The sequence below is a fragment of the Pseudomonas sp. JV414 genome, assembly GCF_032424305.1.
Taxonomy (GTDB): Bacteria; Pseudomonadota; Gammaproteobacteria; order Pseudomonadales; family Pseudomonadaceae; genus Aquipseudomonas; species Aquipseudomonas lini.
Genome location: NZ_VYKC01000009.1, coordinates 100,393 through 122,189, shown reverse-complemented (window position 1 = coordinate 122,189; position 21,797 = coordinate 100,393). Strand labels below are relative to the sequence as shown.

General features: G+C 60.7%; 20 protein-coding genes. 2 read left to right on the top strand and 18 right to left on the bottom strand.

Features of this window, described 5'->3' with window-relative positions; genetic code table 11:
* Positions 1–95: 95 nt before the first annotated feature.
* Complete coding sequence (locus F6R97_RS11540) at positions 96–1,370, bottom strand: Hsp70 family protein (RefSeq protein ID WP_038978749.1); 1,275 nt, start codon at positions 1,368–1,370, stop codon at positions 96–98.
* Positions 1,371–1,667: 297 nt separating this feature from the next.
* Here F6R97_RS11540 and F6R97_RS11535 point away from each other — a divergent pair, with 297 nt between their 5' ends.
* The gene (locus tag F6R97_RS11535; RefSeq protein ID WP_038980197.1) at positions 1,668–2,615 is read left to right on the top strand and encodes a DnaJ C-terminal domain-containing protein; all 948 of its coding nucleotides are present in this window, start codon (positions 1,668–1,670) and stop codon (positions 2,613–2,615) included.
* A 24-nt stretch (positions 2,616–2,639) separates the two neighbouring features.
* Entirely contained in the window at positions 2,640–2,945 is a 306-nt protein-coding gene (locus tag F6R97_RS11530) for a chaperone modulator CbpM (protein ID WP_315866567.1), read from the top strand.
* A gap of 164 nt (positions 2,946–3,109) precedes the next feature.
* Here the strand turns inward: F6R97_RS11530 and ureC are convergent, their stop codons facing one another.
* The 17 genes from ureC to F6R97_RS11445 form a co-directional block, all read right to left on the bottom strand.
* Complete coding sequence (gene ureC, locus F6R97_RS11525) at positions 3,110–4,810, bottom strand: urease subunit alpha (RefSeq protein ID WP_048396163.1); 1,701 nt, start codon at positions 4,808–4,810, stop codon at positions 3,110–3,112.
* Between the two features lie 159 nt (positions 4,811–4,969).
* Positions 4,970–5,278 (bottom strand): urease subunit beta, encoded by a 309-nt coding sequence (locus F6R97_RS11520; RefSeq protein WP_008011171.1) that lies wholly within the window; start codon positions 5,276–5,278, stop codon positions 4,970–4,972.
* Entirely contained in the window at positions 5,278–5,811 is a 534-nt protein-coding gene (locus tag F6R97_RS11515) for a GNAT family N-acetyltransferase (RefSeq protein WP_123721456.1), read from the bottom strand. The genes F6R97_RS11520 and F6R97_RS11515 overlap by 1 nt, the downstream gene beginning before the upstream one ends.
* A gap of 5 nt (positions 5,812–5,816) precedes the next feature.
* Positions 5,817–6,350 (bottom strand): GNAT family N-acetyltransferase, encoded by a 534-nt coding sequence (locus F6R97_RS11510; RefSeq protein WP_223570433.1) that lies wholly within the window; start codon positions 6,348–6,350, stop codon positions 5,817–5,819.
* Positions 6,351–6,359: 9 nt separating this feature from the next.
* Complete coding sequence (gene ureA / locus F6R97_RS11505) at positions 6,360–6,662, bottom strand: urease subunit gamma (protein WP_038978753.1); 303 nt, start codon at positions 6,660–6,662, stop codon at positions 6,360–6,362.
* Between the two features lie 143 nt (positions 6,663–6,805).
* On the bottom strand, positions 6,806–7,645 hold the full coding sequence (locus F6R97_RS11500; RefSeq protein ID WP_315866566.1) for an urease accessory protein UreD: 840 nt from the start codon (positions 7,643–7,645) through the stop codon (positions 6,806–6,808).
* Positions 7,646–7,675: 30 nt separating this feature from the next.
* Complete coding sequence (gene urtE / locus F6R97_RS11495; RefSeq protein WP_007907370.1) at positions 7,676–8,374, bottom strand: urea ABC transporter ATP-binding subunit UrtE; 699 nt, start codon at positions 8,372–8,374, stop codon at positions 7,676–7,678.
* A gap of 207 nt (positions 8,375–8,581) precedes the next feature.
* Positions 8,582–9,454 (bottom strand): urea ABC transporter ATP-binding protein UrtD, encoded by an 873-nt coding sequence (gene urtD / locus F6R97_RS11490; RefSeq protein ID WP_315866565.1) that lies wholly within the window; start codon positions 9,452–9,454, stop codon positions 8,582–8,584.
* Complete coding sequence (urtC, locus tag F6R97_RS11485; protein ID WP_038978756.1) at positions 9,451–10,530, bottom strand: urea ABC transporter permease subunit UrtC; 1,080 nt, start codon at positions 10,528–10,530, stop codon at positions 9,451–9,453. The genes urtD and urtC overlap by 4 nt, the downstream gene beginning before the upstream one ends.
* A complete protein-coding gene (gene urtB, locus F6R97_RS11480; protein ID WP_315866564.1) occupies positions 10,530–12,032 on the bottom strand; it encodes an urea ABC transporter permease subunit UrtB in 1,503 nt (500 codons plus the stop codon). Before urtB ends, urtC begins: the two co-directional genes overlap by 1 nt.
* 70 nt (positions 12,033–12,102) lie before the next feature.
* The gene (gene urtA / locus F6R97_RS11475) at positions 12,103–13,368 is read right to left on the bottom strand and encodes an urea ABC transporter substrate-binding protein (protein ID WP_315866563.1); all 1,266 of its coding nucleotides are present in this window, start codon (positions 13,366–13,368) and stop codon (positions 12,103–12,105) included.
* Between the two features lie 724 nt (positions 13,369–14,092).
* On the bottom strand, positions 14,093–14,464 hold the full coding sequence (locus F6R97_RS11470) for a DUF6124 family protein (protein ID WP_048396168.1): 372 nt from the start codon (positions 14,462–14,464) through the stop codon (positions 14,093–14,095).
* Between the two features lie 615 nt (positions 14,465–15,079).
* Positions 15,080–16,090 carry a FecCD family ABC transporter permease gene (locus F6R97_RS11465; protein WP_038978759.1) on the bottom strand — a complete coding sequence of 337 codons (1,011 nt, stop codon included), beginning with the start codon at positions 16,088–16,090 and terminating at the stop codon, positions 15,080–15,082.
* Positions 16,087–17,034 carry an ABC transporter substrate-binding protein gene (locus F6R97_RS11460; RefSeq protein WP_048396170.1) on the bottom strand — a complete coding sequence of 316 codons (948 nt, stop codon included), beginning with the start codon at positions 17,032–17,034 and terminating at the stop codon, positions 16,087–16,089. Before F6R97_RS11460 ends, F6R97_RS11465 begins: the two co-directional genes overlap by 4 nt.
* Positions 17,031–17,819 carry an ABC transporter ATP-binding protein gene (locus F6R97_RS11455; protein WP_315866562.1) on the bottom strand — a complete coding sequence of 263 codons (789 nt, stop codon included), beginning with the start codon at positions 17,817–17,819 and terminating at the stop codon, positions 17,031–17,033. The genes F6R97_RS11460 and F6R97_RS11455 overlap by 4 nt, the downstream gene beginning before the upstream one ends.
* Positions 17,820–18,032: 213 nt before the next feature.
* Positions 18,033–19,412: a PepSY domain-containing protein gene (locus F6R97_RS11450; RefSeq protein WP_315866561.1), complete on the bottom strand. Its 1,380-nt coding sequence runs from the start codon at positions 19,410–19,412 to the stop codon at positions 18,033–18,035.
* 153 nt (positions 19,413–19,565) lie between these two features.
* A complete protein-coding gene (locus tag F6R97_RS11445) occupies positions 19,566–21,683 on the bottom strand; it encodes a TonB-dependent copper receptor (protein WP_315866560.1) in 2,118 nt (705 codons plus the stop codon).
* Positions 21,684–21,797: the final 114 nt, after the last annotated feature.

Genomic DNA, 21,797 nt, shown 5'->3' with positions numbered 1-21,797 from the left:
CCCCGTTGGGTCGCGAAGCGGCCCCCCTTATCCCCAAAAGAAGGGACTGCTGCGCAGTCCAACGGGGGCAAGCCCCCTCGCCACAGGGTTTCAGGTCAATCCATCGGGCCGTAACGCTTGGCCGCCTCGATCGCCAACCCACTGCCGATGCTGCCGAAGATGTTCCCTTCCACATGCCGCGCATTCGGCAACATCGCCGAGACGCTGTTGCGCAGCGCCGGAATCCCGCTTGAACCGCCAGTGAAGAACACGGTGTCCACCTGATCGACCCGCACATTGGCGTCGTTCAGCAACTGGGTCACGCTGTTGCGCACCCGCTCCAGCAAGTTGTCGATGGCCGATTCGAACAGTGCCCGGCTCAGTTCCACGCTCAAACCCGGTTCGATACGATCCAGTGGCACATGGCGGCTGTCGGCGTGGGTCAGCTGGATCTTGGTTTCTTCCACTTCCATGGCCAGCCAATGCCCGGCGCGCTGGTCGATCAGCTTGAACAGGCGATCGATGCCGCCGGTGTCTTCGATGTCGTAACGCATGCTGCCCAGGGCCAGGGTCGACTTCTGCGAGTACACCGAGTTGATGGTGTGCCAGGTCGCCAGGTTCATGTGGTGGCTGGTCGGCATGTAGGCGCCACTCTTCATCCGGCTGCCGTAGCCGAACAGCGGCATCAGGCCTTGCAGGCTCAGCTGCTTGTCGAAATCGGTCCCGCCGATGTGCACGCCACCGGTGGCGAGGATGTCGTCGTGGCGGTTGTCGTGGTTGCGGCGCTCGGGGGACAGACGCACCAGCGAGAAGTCCGACGTACCACCGCCGATGTCGACAATCAGGACAAGCTCTTCTTTTTCGATGGTCGACTCATAGTCGAACGCCGCCGCAATCGGTTCGTACTGGAACGAGACGTCCTTGAAGCCGATGGCGCGGGCTACATCCACCAAAGTGTTTTCCGCTTCCTGGTCGGCCAGTTCATCGTCATCGACGAAGAACACCGGACGGCCCAGCACCACTTCTTCGAATTCCCGACCGGCAGCGGCTTCGGCACGCTTTTTCAACTGGCCGATGAACAGCCCGAGCAGGTCCTTGAACGGCATCGCCGTGCCGAGGACGCTGGTGTCGTGCTTGATCAGTTTGGAACCCAGCAGGCTCTTGAGCGAGCGCATCAGCCGGCCTTCGTAGCCTTCCAGGTACTCGTGCAGCGCCAGCCGGCCGTACACCGGGCGGCGTTCTTCCATATTGAAGAAGACCACCGAGGGCAGGGTGATCTTGTCGTCCTCCAGCGCGATCAGCGTTTCCATGCCGGGGCGCAGCCAGCCGACGGTGGAGTTGGACGTGCCGAAGTCGATACCACAGGCACGGGCTGGAGATGCGTTTTTCATGTCTTTCAAGTTCCGGTTAAAAAACGGCCGCGCAGTGTATGTCAGTGCGGCGAAGATTCGAAGGCCGACTATCCGTTAAATCGCAGCGATCAGCGCTTGAAAGATGCTCCAACACCCCCAAACTTCCCTGCATAGACTTGGCAACCCCTGGGGCGACTGCAAGAACCGCGCCCTGCTGCCGATAAACTTCTGATGCGCTGCCCGGTCACAACCTTGAGATCGGTCAATCCAAACGCTGCAAACAAGAGCATGCTGTGCCTGGCTGCGCGATTTCGATAATGGATGGTGATTCCCTCGATGGACTTCAAAGACTATTACAAGATTCTCGGTGTGGAGCCGACCGCGGACGATAAGGCGATCAAGGCCGCCTATCGAAAGCTGGCGCGCAAGTACCACCCCGACGTCAGCAAGGAAAAGGACGCCGAGTCCAAGTTCAAGGATGCGTCGGAAGCCTATGAAGCGCTGAAAAGTGCCGACAAGCGCGCCGAATACGACGACTTGCGCAAATACGGTCACCACGGTCAGCCCTTTCAAGGCCCGCCGGGATGGCAGAGCCGCGGTGGTTTCGGTGGTGGTGGTCAGGACACGGGCGATTTTTCGGACTTTTTCAGTTCGATCTTCGGCAACCGTGGTCCGGGTTTTGATGGTGGTGGACGGTCGGGCCGAAGCGCCGGGCGTCGAGGGCAAGACGTGGAAATGGAATTACCGGTTTTTCTGGAAGAAACCCTCTCGACCGAATCGAAGAAGGTCAGCTTCCAGGTGCCGCATTACAACGCGGCCGGCCAGCATGTCAGCAACACCAGCAAAAGCCTGAACGTGAAGATCCCCGCCGGCGTGACCGACGGCGAGCGCATCCGCCTCAAGGGCCAGGGCGCGCCAGGTATCGGTGGCGGGGCCAATGGTGACCTGTACCTGACCATCCGTTTTGCGCCGCACCCCAAATTCGACGTCGAAGGCGAGAACCTGATCATCACCTTGCCGCTGGCACCGTGGGAGCTGGCGCTGGGAACCGAAGTCGCGGTGCCGACCCTGACCGGCAAGATCAACCTCAAGGTGCCTGCCGGTAGCCAGAATGGCCAGCGCATGCGTGCCAAGGGCCACGGCCTGCTGCACAAGGCCGGTCACCGTGGTTACCTGTTCGTGCAGCTCAAGGCAGTGATGCCGAAAAAACTCGACCATGACGTCAAAGAATTGTGGGAGGAGCTGGCAAAAAAAGCCGCTTTCGATCCGCGAGAGAACTTTTGATTTCGAGATAAGGAGTAGCCAATCATGAGCGACCCCGTGATCGTTCTACTGGACCTGGCAGAATTCTGTGAGGCGACCGAATTGTCGGACGTGCACGTGATCGAGATCGTCGAACACGGCATCCTCGAACCTCAGGGAACATTGCCCAAGGATTGGCGCTTCACCGATTACGAGCTGGTGCTGGCCAAGCGCGCTGCCAAGCTGCGGCGCGACCTTGAGCTGGAATGGGAAGGCGTCGCCCTGGCGCTGGACCTGCTGGAAGAGGTCCAGCAACTGCGGGCCGAGAACCGCATGCTCAAGCAGCGGTTGGGGCGGCTGGTGGTCGAGTAATCGTTCTGGTGTTTTTGTGTTGCCCTTGAGGACGCTATCGCGGGCAAGCCCGCTCCCACAGTGGATCGTTGGTATTCACAAATATTGTGTTCACAACAGACACCTGTGGGAGCGGGCTTGCCCGCGATGAACGATAACGCGGTCTCCTCGCCTCTGGAGAAAATTCAGAACAGGAAATATCGCTGCGCCATCGGCAATACATCCGCCGGTTCACACCACAGCAATACACCGTCGGCCTTGACCTGATAGGTCTGCGGATCGACATCGATGTGCGGCAGGTAGTCGTTATGGATCAGGTCGGTTTTCTGCACGTCGCGACAACCTTTGACCACGGCGATTTTCTTCTTCAAACCCAAGGCTTCGGGCAAACCGGCTTCCTGCGCCGTCTGGCTGATAAACGTCAGGCTGGTGGCGTGCAGAGAGCCACCATAACTGGCGAACATCGGCCGGTAGTGCACCGGTTGCGGTGTCGGGATCGAAGCGTTGGCGTCGCCCATCAGGCTGGCCGCGATGGCACCGCCCTTGAGAATCAGCGTCGGTTTGACTCCAAAAAACGCCGGGCGCCAGAGCACCAGATCGGCCCATTTACCCACTTCCACCGAGCCCACTTCATGGCTGATGCCGTGGGTGATTGCCGGGTTGATGGTGTACTTGGCGATGTAGCGTTTGGCGCGGAAGTTGTCGTTGCCTTCGCCATCACCCGGTAACGGGCCGCGCTGCTTTTTCATTTTGTCGGCGGTCTGCCAGGTGCGCGTGATGACTTCACCGACGCGACCCATGGCCTGGCTGTCGGAGCTGATCATCGAGAAGGCGCCGAGGTCGTGAAGGATATCTTCGGCGGCGATGGTTTCCCGGCGAATGCGGCTTTCGGCGAAGGCCACGTCTTCGGCAATGCTCGGGTCCAGGTGGTGGCAGACCATCAGCATGTCGAGGTGTTCGTCGATGGTGTTGCGGGTGAACGGCCGGGTCGGGTTGGTCGAACTCGGCAGCACGTTGGCGAAACCGCAGGCCTTGATGATGTCCGGGGCATGGCCGCCACCGGCACCTTCGGTGTGGTAGGTGTGGATGGTGCGGCCCTTGAAGGCGGCGAGGGTGGTTTCGACGAAGCCCGACTCGTTGAGGGTGTCGGTATGGATCGCCACCTGCACGTCGTACTGATCGGCCACGTTCAGGCAGTTGTCGATGCTCGCCGGGGTGGTGCCCCAGTCTTCGTGCAGCTTGAGGCCGATGGCGCCGGCCTTGACCTGTTCGATCAACGGCTCCGGCAGGCTGGCGTTGCCCTTGCCGGTGAAGCCGATGTTCATTGGGAACGCATCGGCGGCCTGAAGCATGCGCGCCAGGTGCCATGGTCCGGAGGTACACGTGGTGGCATTGGTGCCGGTGGCCGGGCCAGTGCCGCCGCCGATCATGGTGGTGACGCCGCTCATCAGCGCTTCTTCGATCTGCTGCGGGCAGATGAAGTGGATATGGGTGTCGATGCCGCCAGCGGTGAGGATCATGCCTTCACCGGCGATCACTTCGGTGCTGGCACCGACGGCGATGGTGACGTTGGGCTGGATGTCCGGGTTGCCGGCCTTGCCGATGGCCGCGATGCGCCCGTCCTTGAGGCCGACGTCGGCTTTAACGATGCCCCAGTGGTCTATGATCAAGGCGTTGGTGATCAGTGTGTCGACCACTTCCGCGGCTAGTAACTGGCTTTGGCCCTGGCCGTCGCGAATGACTTTGCCGCCGCCGAATTTCACTTCTTCGCCGTAGGTGGTGAAGTCCTGTTCCACTTCGATCCACAACTCGGTGTCGGCCAGACGGACCTTGTCACCGACGGTGGGGCCGAACATATCGGCGTAGGCTTGTCTTGAGATTTTCATGCGCTTGCCTTGGGATTCAATTGTGTTTGAGACCGCTCGCGTCGCTCGCTATCGCAGCCTCGCTGCGCTCGACAGCTCCTACAGGGGGATCATGTTCCCCGTATATCGCGTTTTCCTGTAGGAGCTGTCGAGCGAAGCGAGGCTGCGATCTTTTGATCTTTAATCGAGATCGCCCATGATCCTGCCGGCAAACCCGAACACCCGACGATGACCGGCCAGGTCCACCAACTCGACCTCGCGGCTCTGCCCCGGTTCGAAGCGCACGGCGGTGCCGGCGGGGATGTTCAGGCGCATGCCGCGGCTGGCGGCGCGGTCGAAGGTCAGGGCGTCGTTGGTTTCGAAGAAGTGATAATGCGAGCCGACCTGGATCGGCCGGTCGCCGCTGTTGGCCACCTTCAAACTGAGGGTGCGGCGGCCAACGTTGAGTTCGATGTCGCCGGGCTGGATCTGGTATTCACCGGGAATCATCAATGGGCTCCTTGGAGAATCTTGTAGTAAAGGGCAGTCGGTTTGTAGCGGCCGTTCGGGTCGCAGGCGTAGTCGGGGATTTCGCCGGCGCGGGTGTAGCCCATCGCCTTGTAGAAGTCTTCGGCGGGGGAGCCGGCCTCGGTGTCGAGGTAGAGCATGCCGCGTTTGTGTTGGCGGGCTGCAAGCTCAAGGGCATGCATCATCTGTTGGCCCAGACCGCGACGACGGGCGTGTTCACGCACCAGCAATTTCTGCACTTCGGCGCGATTGAGCCCATTGGCTTTCTGGCACAACGTCAGTTGCACGCTGGCCTGCACCTGTTCGTCCTTGACCACCACCCACAGCAGTACGTTGCCTTTGTTCAGGTTCTCCTGGACTTCATCGAAATAGGCTCGGGCCTGAGTCGCGTCCAGGTCCGCCATGAACCCGACACTGGCGCCATAGCCGACGGCGTCGAGCAGCAAATCAATCAAACCCTGACGATAGTGCGCAAAGCTTTCAACATTGACGCGGCGCAGTTGGGCGGCGTTCATGGGTATCACTCCTTGTGGGGACCGGGTGGCATTGCGCCCGGGTCGAGGATCAGTTGCATGAAGGTCAGATCCAGCCAGCGGCCGAACTTGGTGCCCACCTGCGGCATTTGGCCGGTGACGACGAAGCCGGCCCTCTCGTGCAGCCGAATCGAGGCGCCGTTACCGCTTTCGATGGCGGCGACCATCACGTGTTTGTTGCAGCCTTTGGCGCGTTCGATCAGCGCTTCCATCAGTTGCGGCCCGAGGCCATTGCCCCGCTGATCGTTGCGCACGTACACCGAGTGCTCGACCGTGTGGCGGAACCCATCGAACGGGCGCCAGTCACCGAATGAAGCGTAGCCGAGTACGCTGTTATCGCCGTCGACGATCACCAGGATCGGATAGCCCTGGTCTTGCCGGGCGCTGAACCAGGCTTGGCGGTTGCCCAGGTCCACGGCCTGTTCGTTCCAGATCGCCGTGGTGTTGAGGACGGCGTCGTTGTAGATGTCGCGGATCGCTGGCAGGTCGGCGAGCAGCGCATCGCGGATGTGGTAAGTCATGGCGCGGCCTCAGGCGATCGGTTGGTGAACGGTGACCAGTTTGGTGCCGTCGGGAAACGTCGCTTCGACCTGGATCTCCGGGATCATTTCCGGGATGCCTTGCATCACTTGTTCGCGGCTGAGCAGGGTGGTGCCGTAATGCATCAGCTCGGCCACGGTCTGGCCGTCACGGGCGCCTTCGAGCAGCGCCGCGGAAATATAGGCCATGGCCTCCGGGTAATTGAGCTTCACGCCGCGAGCCAAACGCCGCTCAGCCACGAGGCCGGCGGTGAAGATCAGCAGCTTGTCTTTTTCGCGTGGGGTCAGGTCCATCGTTTGGAATCCATAATCGGCAGTTAAAAAGTTCACTCCCCCTGTAGGAGCGAGGCTTGCCCGCGAAGGGAGCGCCTCGGTTTAACGGGAAGACCGCGTTATCGTTCTTCGCGGGCAAGCCTCGCTCCTACAGGGGATCGTGTTCAGGTACTCCAGATTCGCGGTGGTATGGCTTCGCGGCCCAATAGCGCCGGGCGTAGCAACCGCCACACATCAATCAGCCAACCACGTGCCAACAGCGCTTCACTGGCCAGGCATCGGGCAACCAAAAGCCCCGGCAATTGCGTCAGATCCCCGCGCACGTCATTGGGCAGTGAGCGGCACTTGTCCAGCAATTCGCTATCGATTTCACCCGTCACCAGCAACGTTGCAAACACCGGTTGGCCATCCAGCCCTATTGGCGAATCCAGCAAGCCATCATTCCCGACAATGCGCTGGCGTTCGTGCCAGAGCAACTGGCCGTCGCGGCGGATGTCCAGTTGCGCCTGAAAGTGCCCGAGGTCAAAGCGCTCGCCACTGGCCGGGCGTCCCAGGGCCACCACGTCCCAGTAGAACAACCGCGCATCGCCCTCAAGGTCGATGCTGGTGCTGAGTTCCGCCTGAGCGTCGCTGAAGATAATCGTCTCTTGCGGCAGCCACTCCAACGTAGCACCGGTGGCCACGCGCAGGTCGAGTTTCTGATAAGCCGGCCCGGCCGCGCGATACCACTTGGCGGCGCCTGGGCTGGTGATTTGCGCCCAGGCGTGCGTGCCGACGCTGGCCGAGATGTCCAGCCGATCACCCCCGGCAATCCCGCCCGGCGGGTGGACGATGATGTGCTGACACACTTCGGGGCCTTCGGCGTACAAATGCTTCTGCACCCGCAGCGGGCCTTTGTGGCGGCGCTGCACCGGGCGTGTGCTGTCGTCGAAACGGGCGTAGCCGAGTTCGAGCTCGGCATGCCAACTGGGGGTGAACAACGTGATGGGGGCAGGTAAATTCATGATTTCTGATTATCGTCAGGAGGCTGCAGGTTAGATCGTAACCAGTCCACGGACGCCTTCGGCTTCCATATTCTCACCGCGACCCTGCTGCACGATCTCGCCCCGGGACATCACCAGGTATTGATCGGCCAGCTCAGCGGCGAAATCGTAGAACTGCTCCACCAGCAAAATCGCCATGTCGCCGCGCGCTGCAAGTTGCTTGATCACCGCGCCGATTTCCTTGATCACCGACGGCTGGATGCCTTCGGTGGGTTCGTCGAGAATCAGCAGCCGTGGACGGCTGGCCAGTGCTCTGCCGATCGCCAGTTGCTGTTGCTGTCCACCGGACAAGTCACCGCCGCGCCGTTGCTTCATTTGCAGCAGCACCGGGAACAGCTCGTAAATGAACGCCGGGACTTCCTTCGCTTCAGAGCCCGGAAACCGCGACAGGCCCATCAGCAGGTTTTCTTCCACGGTCAGTCGGCCAAAGATTTCCCGACCCTGAGGCACATAAGCGATGCCGGCATGCACCCGTTGGTGCGGCTTGAACGTGGTGATCGGTTTGCCTTCCCAGTTCACCGCACCTTCCTTGGCCGGCAGCAAACCCATCAGGCATTTGAGCAGGGTGGTCTTGCCCACGCCATTGCGTCCGAGCAGGCAGGTGACTTCGCCGACCTTCACCTCAAACGTCAAGCCCCGCAGGATGTGGCTACCGCCGTAGTACTGGTGCAGCTTGTCGACTTGCAGCATGTTCAAAATTCCTTCTGTGTGACACGGGTCCCACTCTGGATCTGCTGGATCACTGGATTTGCCTTGCATCTGCTCTTGTAGGAGCTGTCGAGTGAAACGAGGCTGCGATCTTTTGATCTTTGCATGTCGCACCTCCGGAAGATCAAAAGATCGCAGCCTCGTTTCACTCGCCAGCTCCTACAGTGGGCAGTGGCTATGGACCATGGTCTAGCGGCCGAGGTAAACCTCGATCACCCGCTCATTGTCCTGCACCTGTTCCAGCGACCCTTCGGCCAGCACGCTGCCCTGGTGCAACACGGTGACGTGGTCGGCGATCGAGCCGACGAAGCCCATGTCGTGTTCCACCACCATCAGCGAATGCTTGCCCGCCAGGCTCTTGAACAACTCGGCAGTGAATTCGGTTTCGGCGTCGGTCATGCCCGCCACCGGCTCATCGAGCAGCAGCAGTTGCGGGTCTTGCATCAGCAGCATGCCGATTTCCAGAAACTGCTTCTGACCGTGGGACAACAACCCCGCCGGGCGATTGACCGAGGCGGTCAGGCGAATGGTTTCCAGAACTTCAGCGATGCGATCTTTCTGTTCGCCACTGAGACGAGCCCGCAGGCTGGCCCATACCGACTTGTCGGTTTTCTGCGCCAACTCCAGGTTTTCGAACACGTTCAGGGCTTCGAACACCGTCGGCTTCTGGAATTTGCGGCCGATGCCGGCCTGGGCAATCTGCACTTCACTCATCTGCGTCAGATCGAGGGTTTCACCGAACCAGGCTTTGCCGTGGCTGGGCCGGGTCTTGCCGGTAATTACGTCCATCAGCGTGGTCTTGCCCGCGCCGTTGGGGCCGATAATGCAGCGCAATTCGCCGACGCCGATGTACAGGTTCAGATCGTTCAGCGCCTTGAAACCATCGAAGCTGACGCTGATGTCTTCGAGGGTCAGGATGGTGCCGTGTCGGGTATTCAGACCTTTGCCGGCGCTCTGGCCGAGGCCGATGGCATCGCGGCTGCTGCCGGCGTCCCTGTTGGGCTCCAACGGCGGAAAAAAGGCCGGCTCAAGCATGAATTCAGCCGTTGCAGTCACTCTCATTGCTCACCCCTTTTCTTCAGCAACCCGATCACACCTTTGGGCAGGTACAACGTCACGACGATGAACAGCGCGCCGAGGAAGAACAGCCAGTATTCCGGAAACGCCACGGTGAACCAGCTCTTCATCCCATTGACCACACCCGCGCCGAGCAGCGGACCGATCAACGTTCCGCGACCACCCAGCGCCACCCACACGGCGGCTTCGATGGAGTTGGTCGGCGACATTTCACTCGGGTTGATAATTCCGACTTGCGGCACATATAGCGCGCCGGCCAAACCACACAACACCGCGCTCAGAACCCAGACAAACAACTTGAAGCCGCGTGGATCGTAGCCGCAAAACATCAGGCGGTTTTCCGCATCGCGCAACGCGGTCAGCACCCGGCCGAACTTGCTTTGCGCCAGCCGCCAGCCAATAAACAGGCTCGCCACCAGCAACAACACCGTGGCGAAAAACAACACCGCACGCGTCCCTGGTTCAGTGATGCCAAACCCGAGAATGGTGCGGAAGTTAGTGAAGCCGTTGTTGCCGCCAAACCCGGTTTCGTTGCGGAAAAACAGCAGCATTCCGGCGAAGGTCAGGGCCTGGGTCATGATCGAGAAATACACGCCCTTGATCCGCGAACGGAAGGCGAAGAAACCGAACACCAGCGCCAGTAATCCCGGCGCCAATACCACCAGACACATGGCCCAGAGGAAGCTGCTGGTGCCGGTCCAATACCACGGCAATTCAGTCCACGACAGGAACGTCATGAACGCCGGCAAGCCATCGCCCGAGGCCTGGCGCATCAGGTACATGCCCATCGCGTAACCGCCGAGCGCGAAGAACAGACCGTGACCCAGCGATAACAGGCCGGCGTATCCCCAGACCAGATCGAGGGCCAGGGCGACGATGGCGTAGCAAAGAATCTTGCCCATCAGGGTCAACGTATATGCGGAGACATGCAGCGCGCTATCGGCCGGCAACAACGACAGCAATGGCAACGCCAGCAGCAGAGCGAGGATCACCGCACCGACGGCGATCGTGACCTTGGGGCCGGCCTTTTGTGTGGCCGTGAGCAGCAGAGGCTGGTTCATCAGTCGATCACCCGTCCTTTCAGTGCGAAGAGGCCTTGCGGACGTTTCTGGATGAACAGAATGATCAGCGCGAGGATCAGGATTTTGCCCAGCACCGCACCGATCTGCGGTTCGAGAATTTTGTTGGCGATGCCCAGGCCGAACGCGGCGAGCACGCTACCGGCCAGTTGACCGACACCGCCGAGTACCACCACCAGGAATGAGTCGATGATGTAACTCTGGCCGAGGTCCGGGCCGACGTTGCCGATTTGGCTGAGCGCCACACCGCCGAGGCCAGCAATGCCGGAGCCGAGGCCGAAGGCGAGCATGTCGACGCGCCCGGTCGGTACGCCGCAGCAGGCAGCCATGTTGCGGTTCTGGGTGACGGCGCGCACGTTGAGGCCCAGGCGAGTCTTGTTCAGCAGCAGCCAGGTCAGCACCACCACAAACAAAGCGAACGCGATGATCACGATGCGGTTGTACGGCAGCACCAGATTCGGCAGCACCTGAATCCCGCCCGATAACCACGCCGGGTTGGCCACTTCGACGTTCTGCGCGCCGAACACCAGGCGCACCAACTGAATCAGCATCAGGCTGATGCCCCAGGTGGCGAGGAGGGTTTCCAACGGGCGACCGTAGAGATGACGAATCACCGTGCGCTCCAGCGCCATGCCGATCCCGGCGGTGACGAAAAACGCTACCGGTAGGGCAATCAGCGGGTAGAACTCGATGGCCTGCGGGGCGAAGCGCTGGAACATCAGCTGCACCACGTACGTCGAGTAAGCGCCGAGCATCAGCATCTCGCCATGGGCCATGTTGATCACACCGAGCAGGCCGAATGTGATTGCAAGACCTAGCGCCGCCAGCAACAGAATTGAACCGAGGGACATGCCGCTGAAGGCCTGCCCAAGCATCTCGCCGATCAGCAATTTGCGCTTGACCTGGGCCAGACTGGTTTCGGCGGCGGTGCGCACATTGGCATCGGCTTCGACGCCGGGTTCGAGCAAGCCTTCGAGGCGGGTGCGGGCCAATGGATCGCCGGTTTCACCGAGCAGACGCACAGCGGCGAGGCGCACGGCCGGATCGGTATCGACCAGCTGTAGATTGGCCAACGCCAGACTCAGGGCGGCGTGAACGCTTTCGTCTTTTTCACTAGCCAGTTGCTGGTCGAGGAATTTCAACTGCGCGGGTTTTGCGCTTTTCTGTAATTGCTGCGCGGCGGCCAAGCGGATTTTGGCGTCGGCGGCGAGCAACTGGTGGCTGGCCAAAGCGGTGTCGATCAGACCGCGCAGGCGGTTATTCAGGCGCAGGGTTTTCGGTTGGCCATCGACAGTCAATTCGCCTTGTTGCAGGGCGTTGATCAGTTCGATACGGACCGGATCGGGCTGCGCGGCCCAGGCTTCCAGAAGTTTTGCTTGTTGCACGGGATTGGCCGCGACGAAGTCTTCGGCGTCGCCGGCGTGGGTGGCCATCGGCAATAACAGCGCGATGGCGAGAATGAGACGGTAAAGGGCGGTGGGCATAAAAAGTCGCCTTGCGCGGACATTGTGGGAGCTGTGTCGGGCTCGAGCTCCATGCTCAAGCCCCAATGGCTTAGTTGCGCTTCACCGCATAATCCGGCTTCTTGTCATTACCCGAGATAAAAGGGCTCCACGGTTGGGCGCGGATCGGCCCCTCGGTCTGCCACACCACGTTGAACTGACCGTCGGCCTGGATCTCGCCGATCATCACCGGCTTGTGCAGGTGGTGGTTGGTCTTGTCCATGGTCAGGGTGTAGCCGGACGGCGCGGCGAAGGTCTGGCCGGCCAAGGCTTCGCGGACTTTGTTGACGTCGGTGGACTTGGCTTTCTCCGCCGCTTGCGCCCACATATGGATACCGACATAGGTAGCTTCCATCGGGTCGTTGGTCACCGCTTTGTCGGCGCCAGGCAGGTTGTGTTTCTTGGCGTAGGCTTTCCAGTCGGCGACGAATTTCTTGTTCTGCGGGTTCTCGACCGACTCGAAGTAGTTCCACGCCGCGAGGTTGCCCACCAACGGTTTGGTGTCGATGCCGCGCAGTTCTTCTTCACCCACGGAGAACGCCACGACTGGAACGTCGGTGGCTTTCAGGCCCTGGTTGGCCAGCTCTTTATAGAACGGCACGTTGGAGTCGCCGTTGACCGTGGAGATGACCGCAGTCTTGCCACCGGCGGAGAATTTCTTGATGTTGGCCACGATGGTTTGATAGTCGCTGTGGCCGAACGGGGTGTAGACCTCTTCGATGTCCTTGTCGGCCACACCTTTGGAGTGCAGGAACGAGCGCAGAATCTTGTTGGTGGTGCGCGGGTAAACATAGTCGGTGCCGAGCAAGAAGTAGCGCTTGGCGCTGCCGCCTTCTTCGCTCATCAGGTATTCCACCGCCGGAATCGCCTGCTGGTTAGGCGCCGCGCCGGTGTAGAACACGTTCGGCGACATCTCCTCGCCTTCGTACTGCACCGGGTAGAACAGCAGGCCGTTGAGCTCTTCGAACACCGGCAGCACCGATTTACGCGACACCGAGGTCCAGCAACCGAACACCACCGCCACCTTATCCTGAGTCAGCAACTGCCGGCCCTTTTCCGCGAACAGTGGCCAGTTCGACGCCGGGTCAACCACCACCGGCTCCAGCATCTTGCCGTTCACGCCGCCCTTGGCATTGATTTCGTCGATGGTCATCAACGCCATGTCTTTGAGCGAGGTTTCGGAGATCGCCATGGTGCCGGACAACGAATGCAGAATACCGACCTTGATGGTCTCGGCGGCCTGGACCGTCCAGGCCATGCCCATCGCGGCAATGCTTGCCGATAGTGTGAAAGCCTTGATCAAACTGCGACGCTTCATTGTGCGATCTCCATGAACGTTAAAGTTTTTTATGGTTGGCAGATGCGGACGACTGAAGGGTCTTTAGCAAGGGCTGTGCCCGGTCGGGGAAGGGCAAGGAAATGTCGTATTAGAGCGGTTGCGCGGGTTTGGCGGCGCACCATGAAAGACCGCGTTGGGCGCACTGGTGCGAAGAGGTGCGCCACATTGGGGCGCAGGCAGTGCAGACACCGCGGATCAAATGTGGGAGCGGGCTTGCTCGCGAAAGCGGTGGGTCAGTCACGGTGATGTTGAATGTGCCGCCGCCATCGCAGGCAAGCCAGCTCCCACAAGGGGAGCGGGCATATACAAAATTTGTGTACGACACAAATCCTGTGGGAGCGGGCTTGCTCGCGAAAGCGGTGGGTCAGTCACGGTGATGTTGAATGTGCCGCCGCCATCGCAGGCAAGCCAGCTCCCACAAGGGGAGCGGGCATATACAAAATTTGTGTACGACACAAATCCTGTGGGAGCGGGCTTGCTCGCGAAAGCGGTGGGTCAGTCACGGTGATGTTGAATGTGCCACCGCCATCGCAGGCAAGCCAGCTCCCACAAGAGAAGCGGTCATATACAAAATCTGTGTACGACACAAATCCTGTGGGAGCGGGCTTGCCCGCGATGGCGGTGTGTCAGTCACAGTGATGTTGGATGTGCTGCCGTCATCGCGGGCAAGCCCGCTCCCACAGTATTGCGGTGTATCTGGGAGCTACGCCGGGTCGACGTTATCCAGCGCCCGGTTCACCGCCAGCTCCGCCAGCATGATGCTTTGTTGAATCGCCAGCGCCGAGTAGCGCTGCGGGCCGATCAGATCGTTGGCGAAATCGCTGGCCAGGACACTTGCTGTGGCCAACGATTCGTAGGCGTGGGCCAGGAGGCTTTCGGTATCCATATTCGGGGCGACGATGAACATGGTGCTGGGGCGGCGGGGTTTTTCGGTGTATTGCGCCGCGGGATCGAGGTAGTAGTCGAGGGCGCGTTTTATGGCTTCGCGGTCTTTGAGCAGGTCGTCGTGGCGAGAGGTTTCGGGATCGGGAGTGCTGGTGTCGACGGGTGGGTCGGGTACGAGTTTCTTGTTCATAGTATTTCCAATTTTTTTTAAATGAGAGCAACCACCTGCCGTTTCTCACGCGGCGAAGAAGGGGTGGCAGCTATGTGCGGGGTGAGAAACCGGTAAAAAAATAGAAAAACCCGGCCAGACCGAAGTCTGCCCACACACAGCCGCCATAACGCTTTTGCAGACAGCGATGAAGCTGGCGGCAATTATGCTGATACGAAGACTGCATGGCTATTTTTTACCGGGTTCTCACGCCCGATCACTGATGTGCAGTGACAGCCACAGACTAGAGAGCCCGCGTCCGACGAACAACCTGAAAAACCCGTGGGAAACTTCCGTGTTTTGACACATCCGTTAAACATTCAAAAGCGGAATGCGGAGCGTCCCTGGCGGCGTTCCCACGCGGGAGCGTGGGAACGATCAATCCCGCGTCTGACACCGAATTCCGTCTGCCACCGAATGCTCGTCTGACACCGAATTCTCGTCTGCCACGGATTACCGTAGGAGCTGTCGAGTAAAACGAGGCTGCGATCTTTTGATCTTAAAAAATCAAGATCAAAAGATCGCAGCCTCGTTTCACTCGACAGCTCCTACAGTCCACAGTCCTACAGGGGCCTGTGTGCATCTGGAGAAAAGAGGTCAGCGGCGGCGCATCAGGCCGATGAAGAACAACCCGCCAATGGCCGCAGTGGCGACGCCGATGGGCAAGTCTTCCGGGGCGATCAGGGTGCGTGCGGCCACATCGACCCAGACGAGGAACAGGCTGCCCAACAACACGCACACCGGCAGCAATCGCCGGTGTTCAGCCCCAACCAACCGCCGCGCAATGTGCGGCACCATCAACCCGACAAACCCGATAGACCCACTGATCGACACCAACACCCCTGTCATCAGCGAAGCAATCAAAAACACCCGCAGCCGCACAGTGCGAGCATTCAAGCCGAGGGTCACAGCCGTCTGCTCACCCGCCATCAACGCATTCAACGGCCGAGCCATCCCCAACAACAACACCAACCCGAGCAACACACTCGCCGCCGGCACCGCGAGCAATTCCCAGCGCGCCAACCCGAGCCCGCCGAGCATCCAGAACATCACCGCGGAACTGGCGCGATGATCCCCAAGAAACAACAGCAAATTGGCGATCGCCATCATCACAAACGACACCGCCACGCCGCACAACAGCAGCCGATCACTGTCCAGCCGCCCATGACGGTTGGCGATCATCAGCACAATCAACATGCTCAACAACGCGCCGATAAATGCCGCAATCGGCAAGGTCAGCACCCCGACAATCTCACCGACATGCAGCACCACGATCACCGCGCCGAGGGTCGCGCCGGAGGTCACACCGAGCAGGTGCGGATCAGCCAACGGATTGCGCGTCACCGCTTGCAGCACCGCGCCAATCAACGCCAGACCGGCGCCCACCAGCGCGCCGAGCAACATGCGCGGCACGCGGATCAGCCAGACGATGTGTTCCTGGCCGGCAGTCCAGTCCGCAGCACCGAACCCCAAAATCTTGTGCAGCAATATTCGCCACACCACCTCCACCGGCACCCGCGCCGGGCCGAAGCCCAACGACACCACGCACGACACCAACAACAGCGCGCCGAGGGCGATCAGTAACAAGGCATAGCGACGATCAATCATTCGCCGTGGAAACCCTTGGCCAGGGTTTCGACCGCCAGCACGTTGTCGATCCCGGGCGTGGCCTGCACGTACGGAATGACGATGAAGCGCTGGTTCTTGATCGCGTCCACCGATTGCAGGGCCTGGTTGTTGAGCAGGAATTGTTCCTTCTGCGCGGCGGTGACTTCGCCGTAATCAACGATCACAATCACCTGCGGATTACGCTCGACCACGTTCTCCCAATTCACCCGGGTCCAGCTCGCCTCGACATCGTCGAGGATGTTGCGCCCACCGGCAGCGTCGATCAGCGCTTGAGGCATGCCGAGGCGCCCGGAAGTCATGGCCCGGTCCTCACCGCTGTCGTAGAGAAATACCCGAGGTTTGTCCGTCGGCAGATCCTTGCGCACCTCGGCGACTTGCGCCTGCATCTCGGCGATCACGGCGTTGGCGCGGTCCTGCACGTCGAAGATTTTCCCGAGGTTGCGCAGGTCGTTGTAAGTGTCTTCCAGACTGGCGGGCGGGCGCTTCATGACGAAGGCGCAGGACTCGGTGAGTTCGTAGACGTTGATGCCCAGCGGTTGCAGGGTTTGCGGCGTGAGATCACCGCCGACGCGCATGCCGTAATCCCAACCGGCGAAGAAGAAGTCGACGTTGGCGTTGAGCAGGGTTTCCACCGACGGGTACTTGGCCGCCAGCTCCGGTAAGCCATCGAGGATGGTCTGCATCTCGGGCGTCACCGACTTCCAGCCCGTCACGCCGCTATATCCCGCCATCCTTGGTTTGAGGCCGAGGGCGAGCATCATCTGGGTCATGTTGATGTCATGGCTGACCGCATGTTTCGGCGCTGCCTTGAAGGTGACTTCGCGGTTGCAGCTCTGGACTGTCAGCGGGTAGTGGGTGGCCTCGGCCAATGCTTGGGCACTGCCCAGCAACAGCGCGAGGCAAAGCAGGGAACGCAAAGTCATGGTTGGGTTATCCAGGTGATTCGTGGGTAGCCGTGCAAGGGATGGTCATCGATCAAGGCGTTGACGCCGAACACGTTGTGCAAAAGTTGTGTGGTCAGGACTTCTTTGGGTGTGCCGCTGGCCACGATGCGCCCGTGATTGATCACGTACAGCCGATCGCAGAAGGCCGCCGCCAGATTGAGGTCGTGAATGCTTGCCAGCGTGCCGATCTGCAGACGCTTGACCAGTTGCAACAGCTCCAGCTGATAGCGCGGGTCGAGGTGATTGGTCGGCTCGTCGAGGATCAGCAATTGCGGCTGCTGGGCCAGGGCGCGGGCGAGGATCACACGCTGTTTTTCACCGCCGGAAAGGGTGGCAAAGGCGTGGTCTTCGAAGCCTTTGAGGCCGACCGATTCGAGGGCGTGGGTCGCGAGTTTTCGGTCTTCAAGGGTGTCGCCATCAAACAACCCTTTGTGCGGCGTGCGGCCCATGGCGACCACTTCTTCGACGGTCAGGCCGAAGGCGTCGGGGAATTCCTGCAACACCACGGCGATGCGTTGCGCGCACCAGCGTGAGGATTGCTTCCAGACGTTGTGGTGGTCGAGTTTGACCTCACCGCTTTCCGGTTTGCTGAAACGCCAGGCGCAACGCAACAGGCTGGTTTTGCCGCTGCCGTTGGGGCCGATCAACCCCACGAACTCACCGGCGGCCACGTGCAGCGATGCGTCACGCAGCTGGAACTGATGATGGCAATGGCCGTGGCCCAAGGGTGTCCAGGCGAGGTTTGTGAGGTTCAGCGAGGTCATGCATTTGCTCTGAGATATTGGGTGATGCTGATGACGCCATCGCGGGCAAGCCCGCTCCCACAGGGATCGCGCAAATCCTGTGGGAGCGGGCTTGCCCGCGATGGGGCATTTGAATCTGAATGGCATATTTGAGTTATACAGTAACACTAAAAATGACCATGAGATAAGCGCGGGAAGTCTACAGGCCTCTCTAAAACACGCATCTCACCTGCTTCATGATGAAGCTGAAGTGGATTCAGTTTGCCGGCTCAAGCGCGACAGCAGCACTCGATCCAATACCCACACGACCACCAGCGAAGCCCCCACCAACGGAAACATCACCGCCAGCCCAAGCATGATGACCATCGCGGCTTTCCATTTCGGCAGGTCGTGACGCAACGGCGGTACACCAAATTTGCCCTGTGGACGGCGCTTCCACCAGATCACCACACCGCTGACGGCGCTGAGCAAAATCATCAGGCAGATCAGCAGCACGATGATCTGATTGAACGGGCCGAACATCTTGCCTTCGTGCAGCATCACGCCGACTTCGGTGGCGCGGGCGACGTTGCTGTAATGCTGCCAGCGCACGTCAGCGAGGACGTTGCCGGTGTACTGGTCGACATGCAGGGTGGCGTCGTTGCGTGGGTCGTCGGCGAATAGCGCGATGGTGAATACGCCGGAGGCCGTGGTGGGGAAGGTGATGCTGTAACCGGGCTCAACCTTGCGTTGCACGGCGATGTTTTGCACGTCTTGCAGGCTGATGGTCGGCGCTGCCGGACCGGTTTGCGTGCTGGCGTGGGCCATGTGTTCGGCGTGGTCGCCGGACATCGGCATCGGCGTGTTTTCCATGGCCCACGGCACGGTCTGGCGCGTGGCGCTGTTGAGGCTGCGGGCCTCGACGTCGGACTTCGGCACATCATTCCACATGGCTACCGGGAAGCGGTTCCAGAGGTCGGCGTATTGCTTGCCCCAGAACCCGGTCCAGGTCATGCCGCTGAGCAGCATCACTAGCAGCAATGCCGCGCCCCAGAACCCGGTCACCGCGTGCAGGTCACGCCAGAGCACTCGGCCGCGACTGTTCAAGCGTGGCCAGAGAATCCCGGCGGACTGGCCGCGCGGCCACCACAAAAATACCCCGGAGACCACCAGCACGACGCCCCAACCGGCGGCCAGTTCCACCAGCCGATCACCGACGGTGCCGATCATCAACTCGCCGTGAATCGAGCGCGCGACTGCTTGCAGATTCTTCTTCGCGTCTTGCTCGCCAAGGATGTCGCCGTGGTACGGATCGATGAACACGTTCAGTTCATGACCTTCGTTGATCACCACAAATTGCGCACTGCGTTCAGCGTTGACCGGCGGCAGGTACTGTTTGATCCGGCCTTGTGGATACGCCTCTTTCACCCGTTTGAGCAGGTCGTCGGCGGAGACTTTGTGATGAGCGGCCGGGACGTTCAGCAGGCTGCCGTACATCAACGGATCGAGTTGCGGTTTGAACAGGTAGATGATGCCGGTCAGGGCCAACATCACCATGAATGGCGCGACGAACAGGCCGGCATAGAAATGCCAGCGCCAGGCCAGGTTGTAGAAATTCGGTTTGGGCTGTTGCATTTGTGTGCTCCGCTAGGCTTGGGTCTTTTGTTGTTGTCTGGTGACTGCTGCGCAGTCGTTCGCGGGCAAGCCTCGCTCCTACGGGATTTATGTCGATCACAAATATTGCGTACGACACAAAACCTGTAGGAGCGAGGCTTGCCCGCGAAGCTCTTAAAAGCTCATATCCACCTTGGTCCAGAGCGTGCGCCCCGGTTCGTTGATGGCTTGCGGATCATTGGCCGGGAAGCCGAAACCGGCGTTGCCCGCCAGGTTCAAGTGTTCGGCGTAGGCCTTGCCAAAGAGGTTGTCGACGCCGCTGCTGACCTTCCAGTTCTTGTTGATCCGGTACGCACCGTTTAGCGAGAACACGCCGAACCCCGAGCTCGTGTCGAAGTCTTTGCCAACCACGTTGCCCTTGTTCTGGTCGATGCGGTTTTGCGCCGCAACCACCCGCCACAAGGCGCCAGCGCTCCAGTTGTCTTCGCTGTAGGTCAGGCCGAAACGTGCATCCAGCGGTGGCATCTGCGGCAGGGCACTGCCGTCGCTGCTGTTCTTGCCCCAGGCGTAGGCCAGGGTCGCGTCGGCTTTCCAGTTGGCCGTCAGCTTGTAGGCCGCGCCGAGTTCGCCGCCCATGATTCGCGCGTCGATGTTCTCGGCTTGCGAGGTCATGCCCATCATCCCCGGCGTGTAGTTGAACAGGATGTAGTCACGCACCTGTCCGACGTAACCCGAGGCCCAGGCTTCGAGGTCTTCGGTCTTGTATTGCAGGCCGAAGTCGAGCTGGGTGGTTTTCTCCGGTTTGATCGAGTCGAAGGCATTCACCGAACCGGCGGGGCCGGACTTGGGCGAAAACAGCTCCCAATAATCCGGGAAACGTTGGGAGTGACCGAGGCCCGCATACAGCGTGGTCGGGCTGTCAGCCAGGTCATGTTCGTAACGCACGAAACCGCTCGGCAGTGTGTCGGCGCGGGTGTCGTCGGCCGTCGGGTTCGGACGGGCCATCATCCCGGAGCCGATGGTCTGCCGATAATCCTTGGCCGACGCGCGATCCAGTCGTGCACCGGTGATCAACCGATCACGGTCGGCGGCGTACCAGGTCAGTTCGCTGAACACGCCGTAGTTGTGGAAGTCGGCGTCCTTGTTGCGCGGCACATCCTTGTAGGCGTCGACGCCCATGGCGCTGCGTTGGCGATGCTCGTTGGTTTGCGCATCCAGGCCACCGATCAGTTGCACATCGGCCCAGCGCCAAGTGGCTTTGATCCGCGCGCCGAGGGTTCGGCGGTCGACGTTGGAGGCCATGGGGCCGGCCATCATCCCGGTGCCCGACGGCGTGCGCAGGGTGTAGTTGTCCATCACGTGGTCGGCGTAGTTGTAGTAGACCTGCGCCTCGACCTTATCCAGCACCTCCCCGATGTTTGATTGCTCGAAACGCAGGCCCAGGCTTTCGCGCAAGAACTGCGAACCGTCCATGCCGCGCCCGGCGTAACGGGCTTCGCCATCGCCCTTGCCGGCGGTCAGTTCCAGCAGCGTGTCGGCGCTCGGCGTCCAGCCGACAGCGACGTCACCGTTCCACTTGTCATAGCGCGAGGGTACGGTGTCGTTGTTGCCATCCTTGTAGTCGTCGGAGTGCGCGGTGTTGCCGATCACTCGCACGTAACCCAGCGGCCCACCGGCAGCGGCGTCCACCACTTTGTCGAAGCGGCCGTTGGAACCGGCCAGCACGCTGGCGTTCACCCGGGTGCCGAGTTCGCCGAAGCTTTCCGGCTCACGGTCGAACAGGACGGTGCCGGCCGATGCGCCGGGGCCCCAAAGCACGGTTTGCGGGCCTTTGATAACGGTGAGCTTGTCGTAGGTTTCCGGTGAAATGTACGAAGTCGGCGCGTCCATGCGGCCGGGGCAGGCGCCGAGCATCATGCTGCCGTTGGTGAGGATATTCAGTCGCGAGCCGAACATGCCGCGCAGCACCGGATCGCCGTTGGTGCCGCCGTTGCGCACCAGCGCGAAGCCGGGGATGGTCTTCAGGTAATCGCCACCGTCGCTGGCCGGCACCGGTTGGCGCGGGTCCTTGGGGTTGGTGACGATGGTCAGTGGCGAACTCGGCGCGATGGCGGTGATCACCGTCGGGGTCAGTTCTTCGGTGTGGTCGGCGTGTTCATCGGCCAGCACCATCGGTGTCAGCAGCAAGCCGCAAAGAACGGCCGTGGCGTGCCTGAAACGAACACGAGATTCGTTCAGGGCAAAAGAAGCCTGGGCAGCGCCCAAACGTGTGTCAGCAGAAAACCTGGACATGACAATTTCCATCGAACAGTCGTAAACGACACGGCCGGCAGCCTGCGCAATCTCTGTGGGATCGGGCTTGTGTGGTGAGGGGGCTTGCCCCCGTTCGGCTGCGCAGCAGTCGTA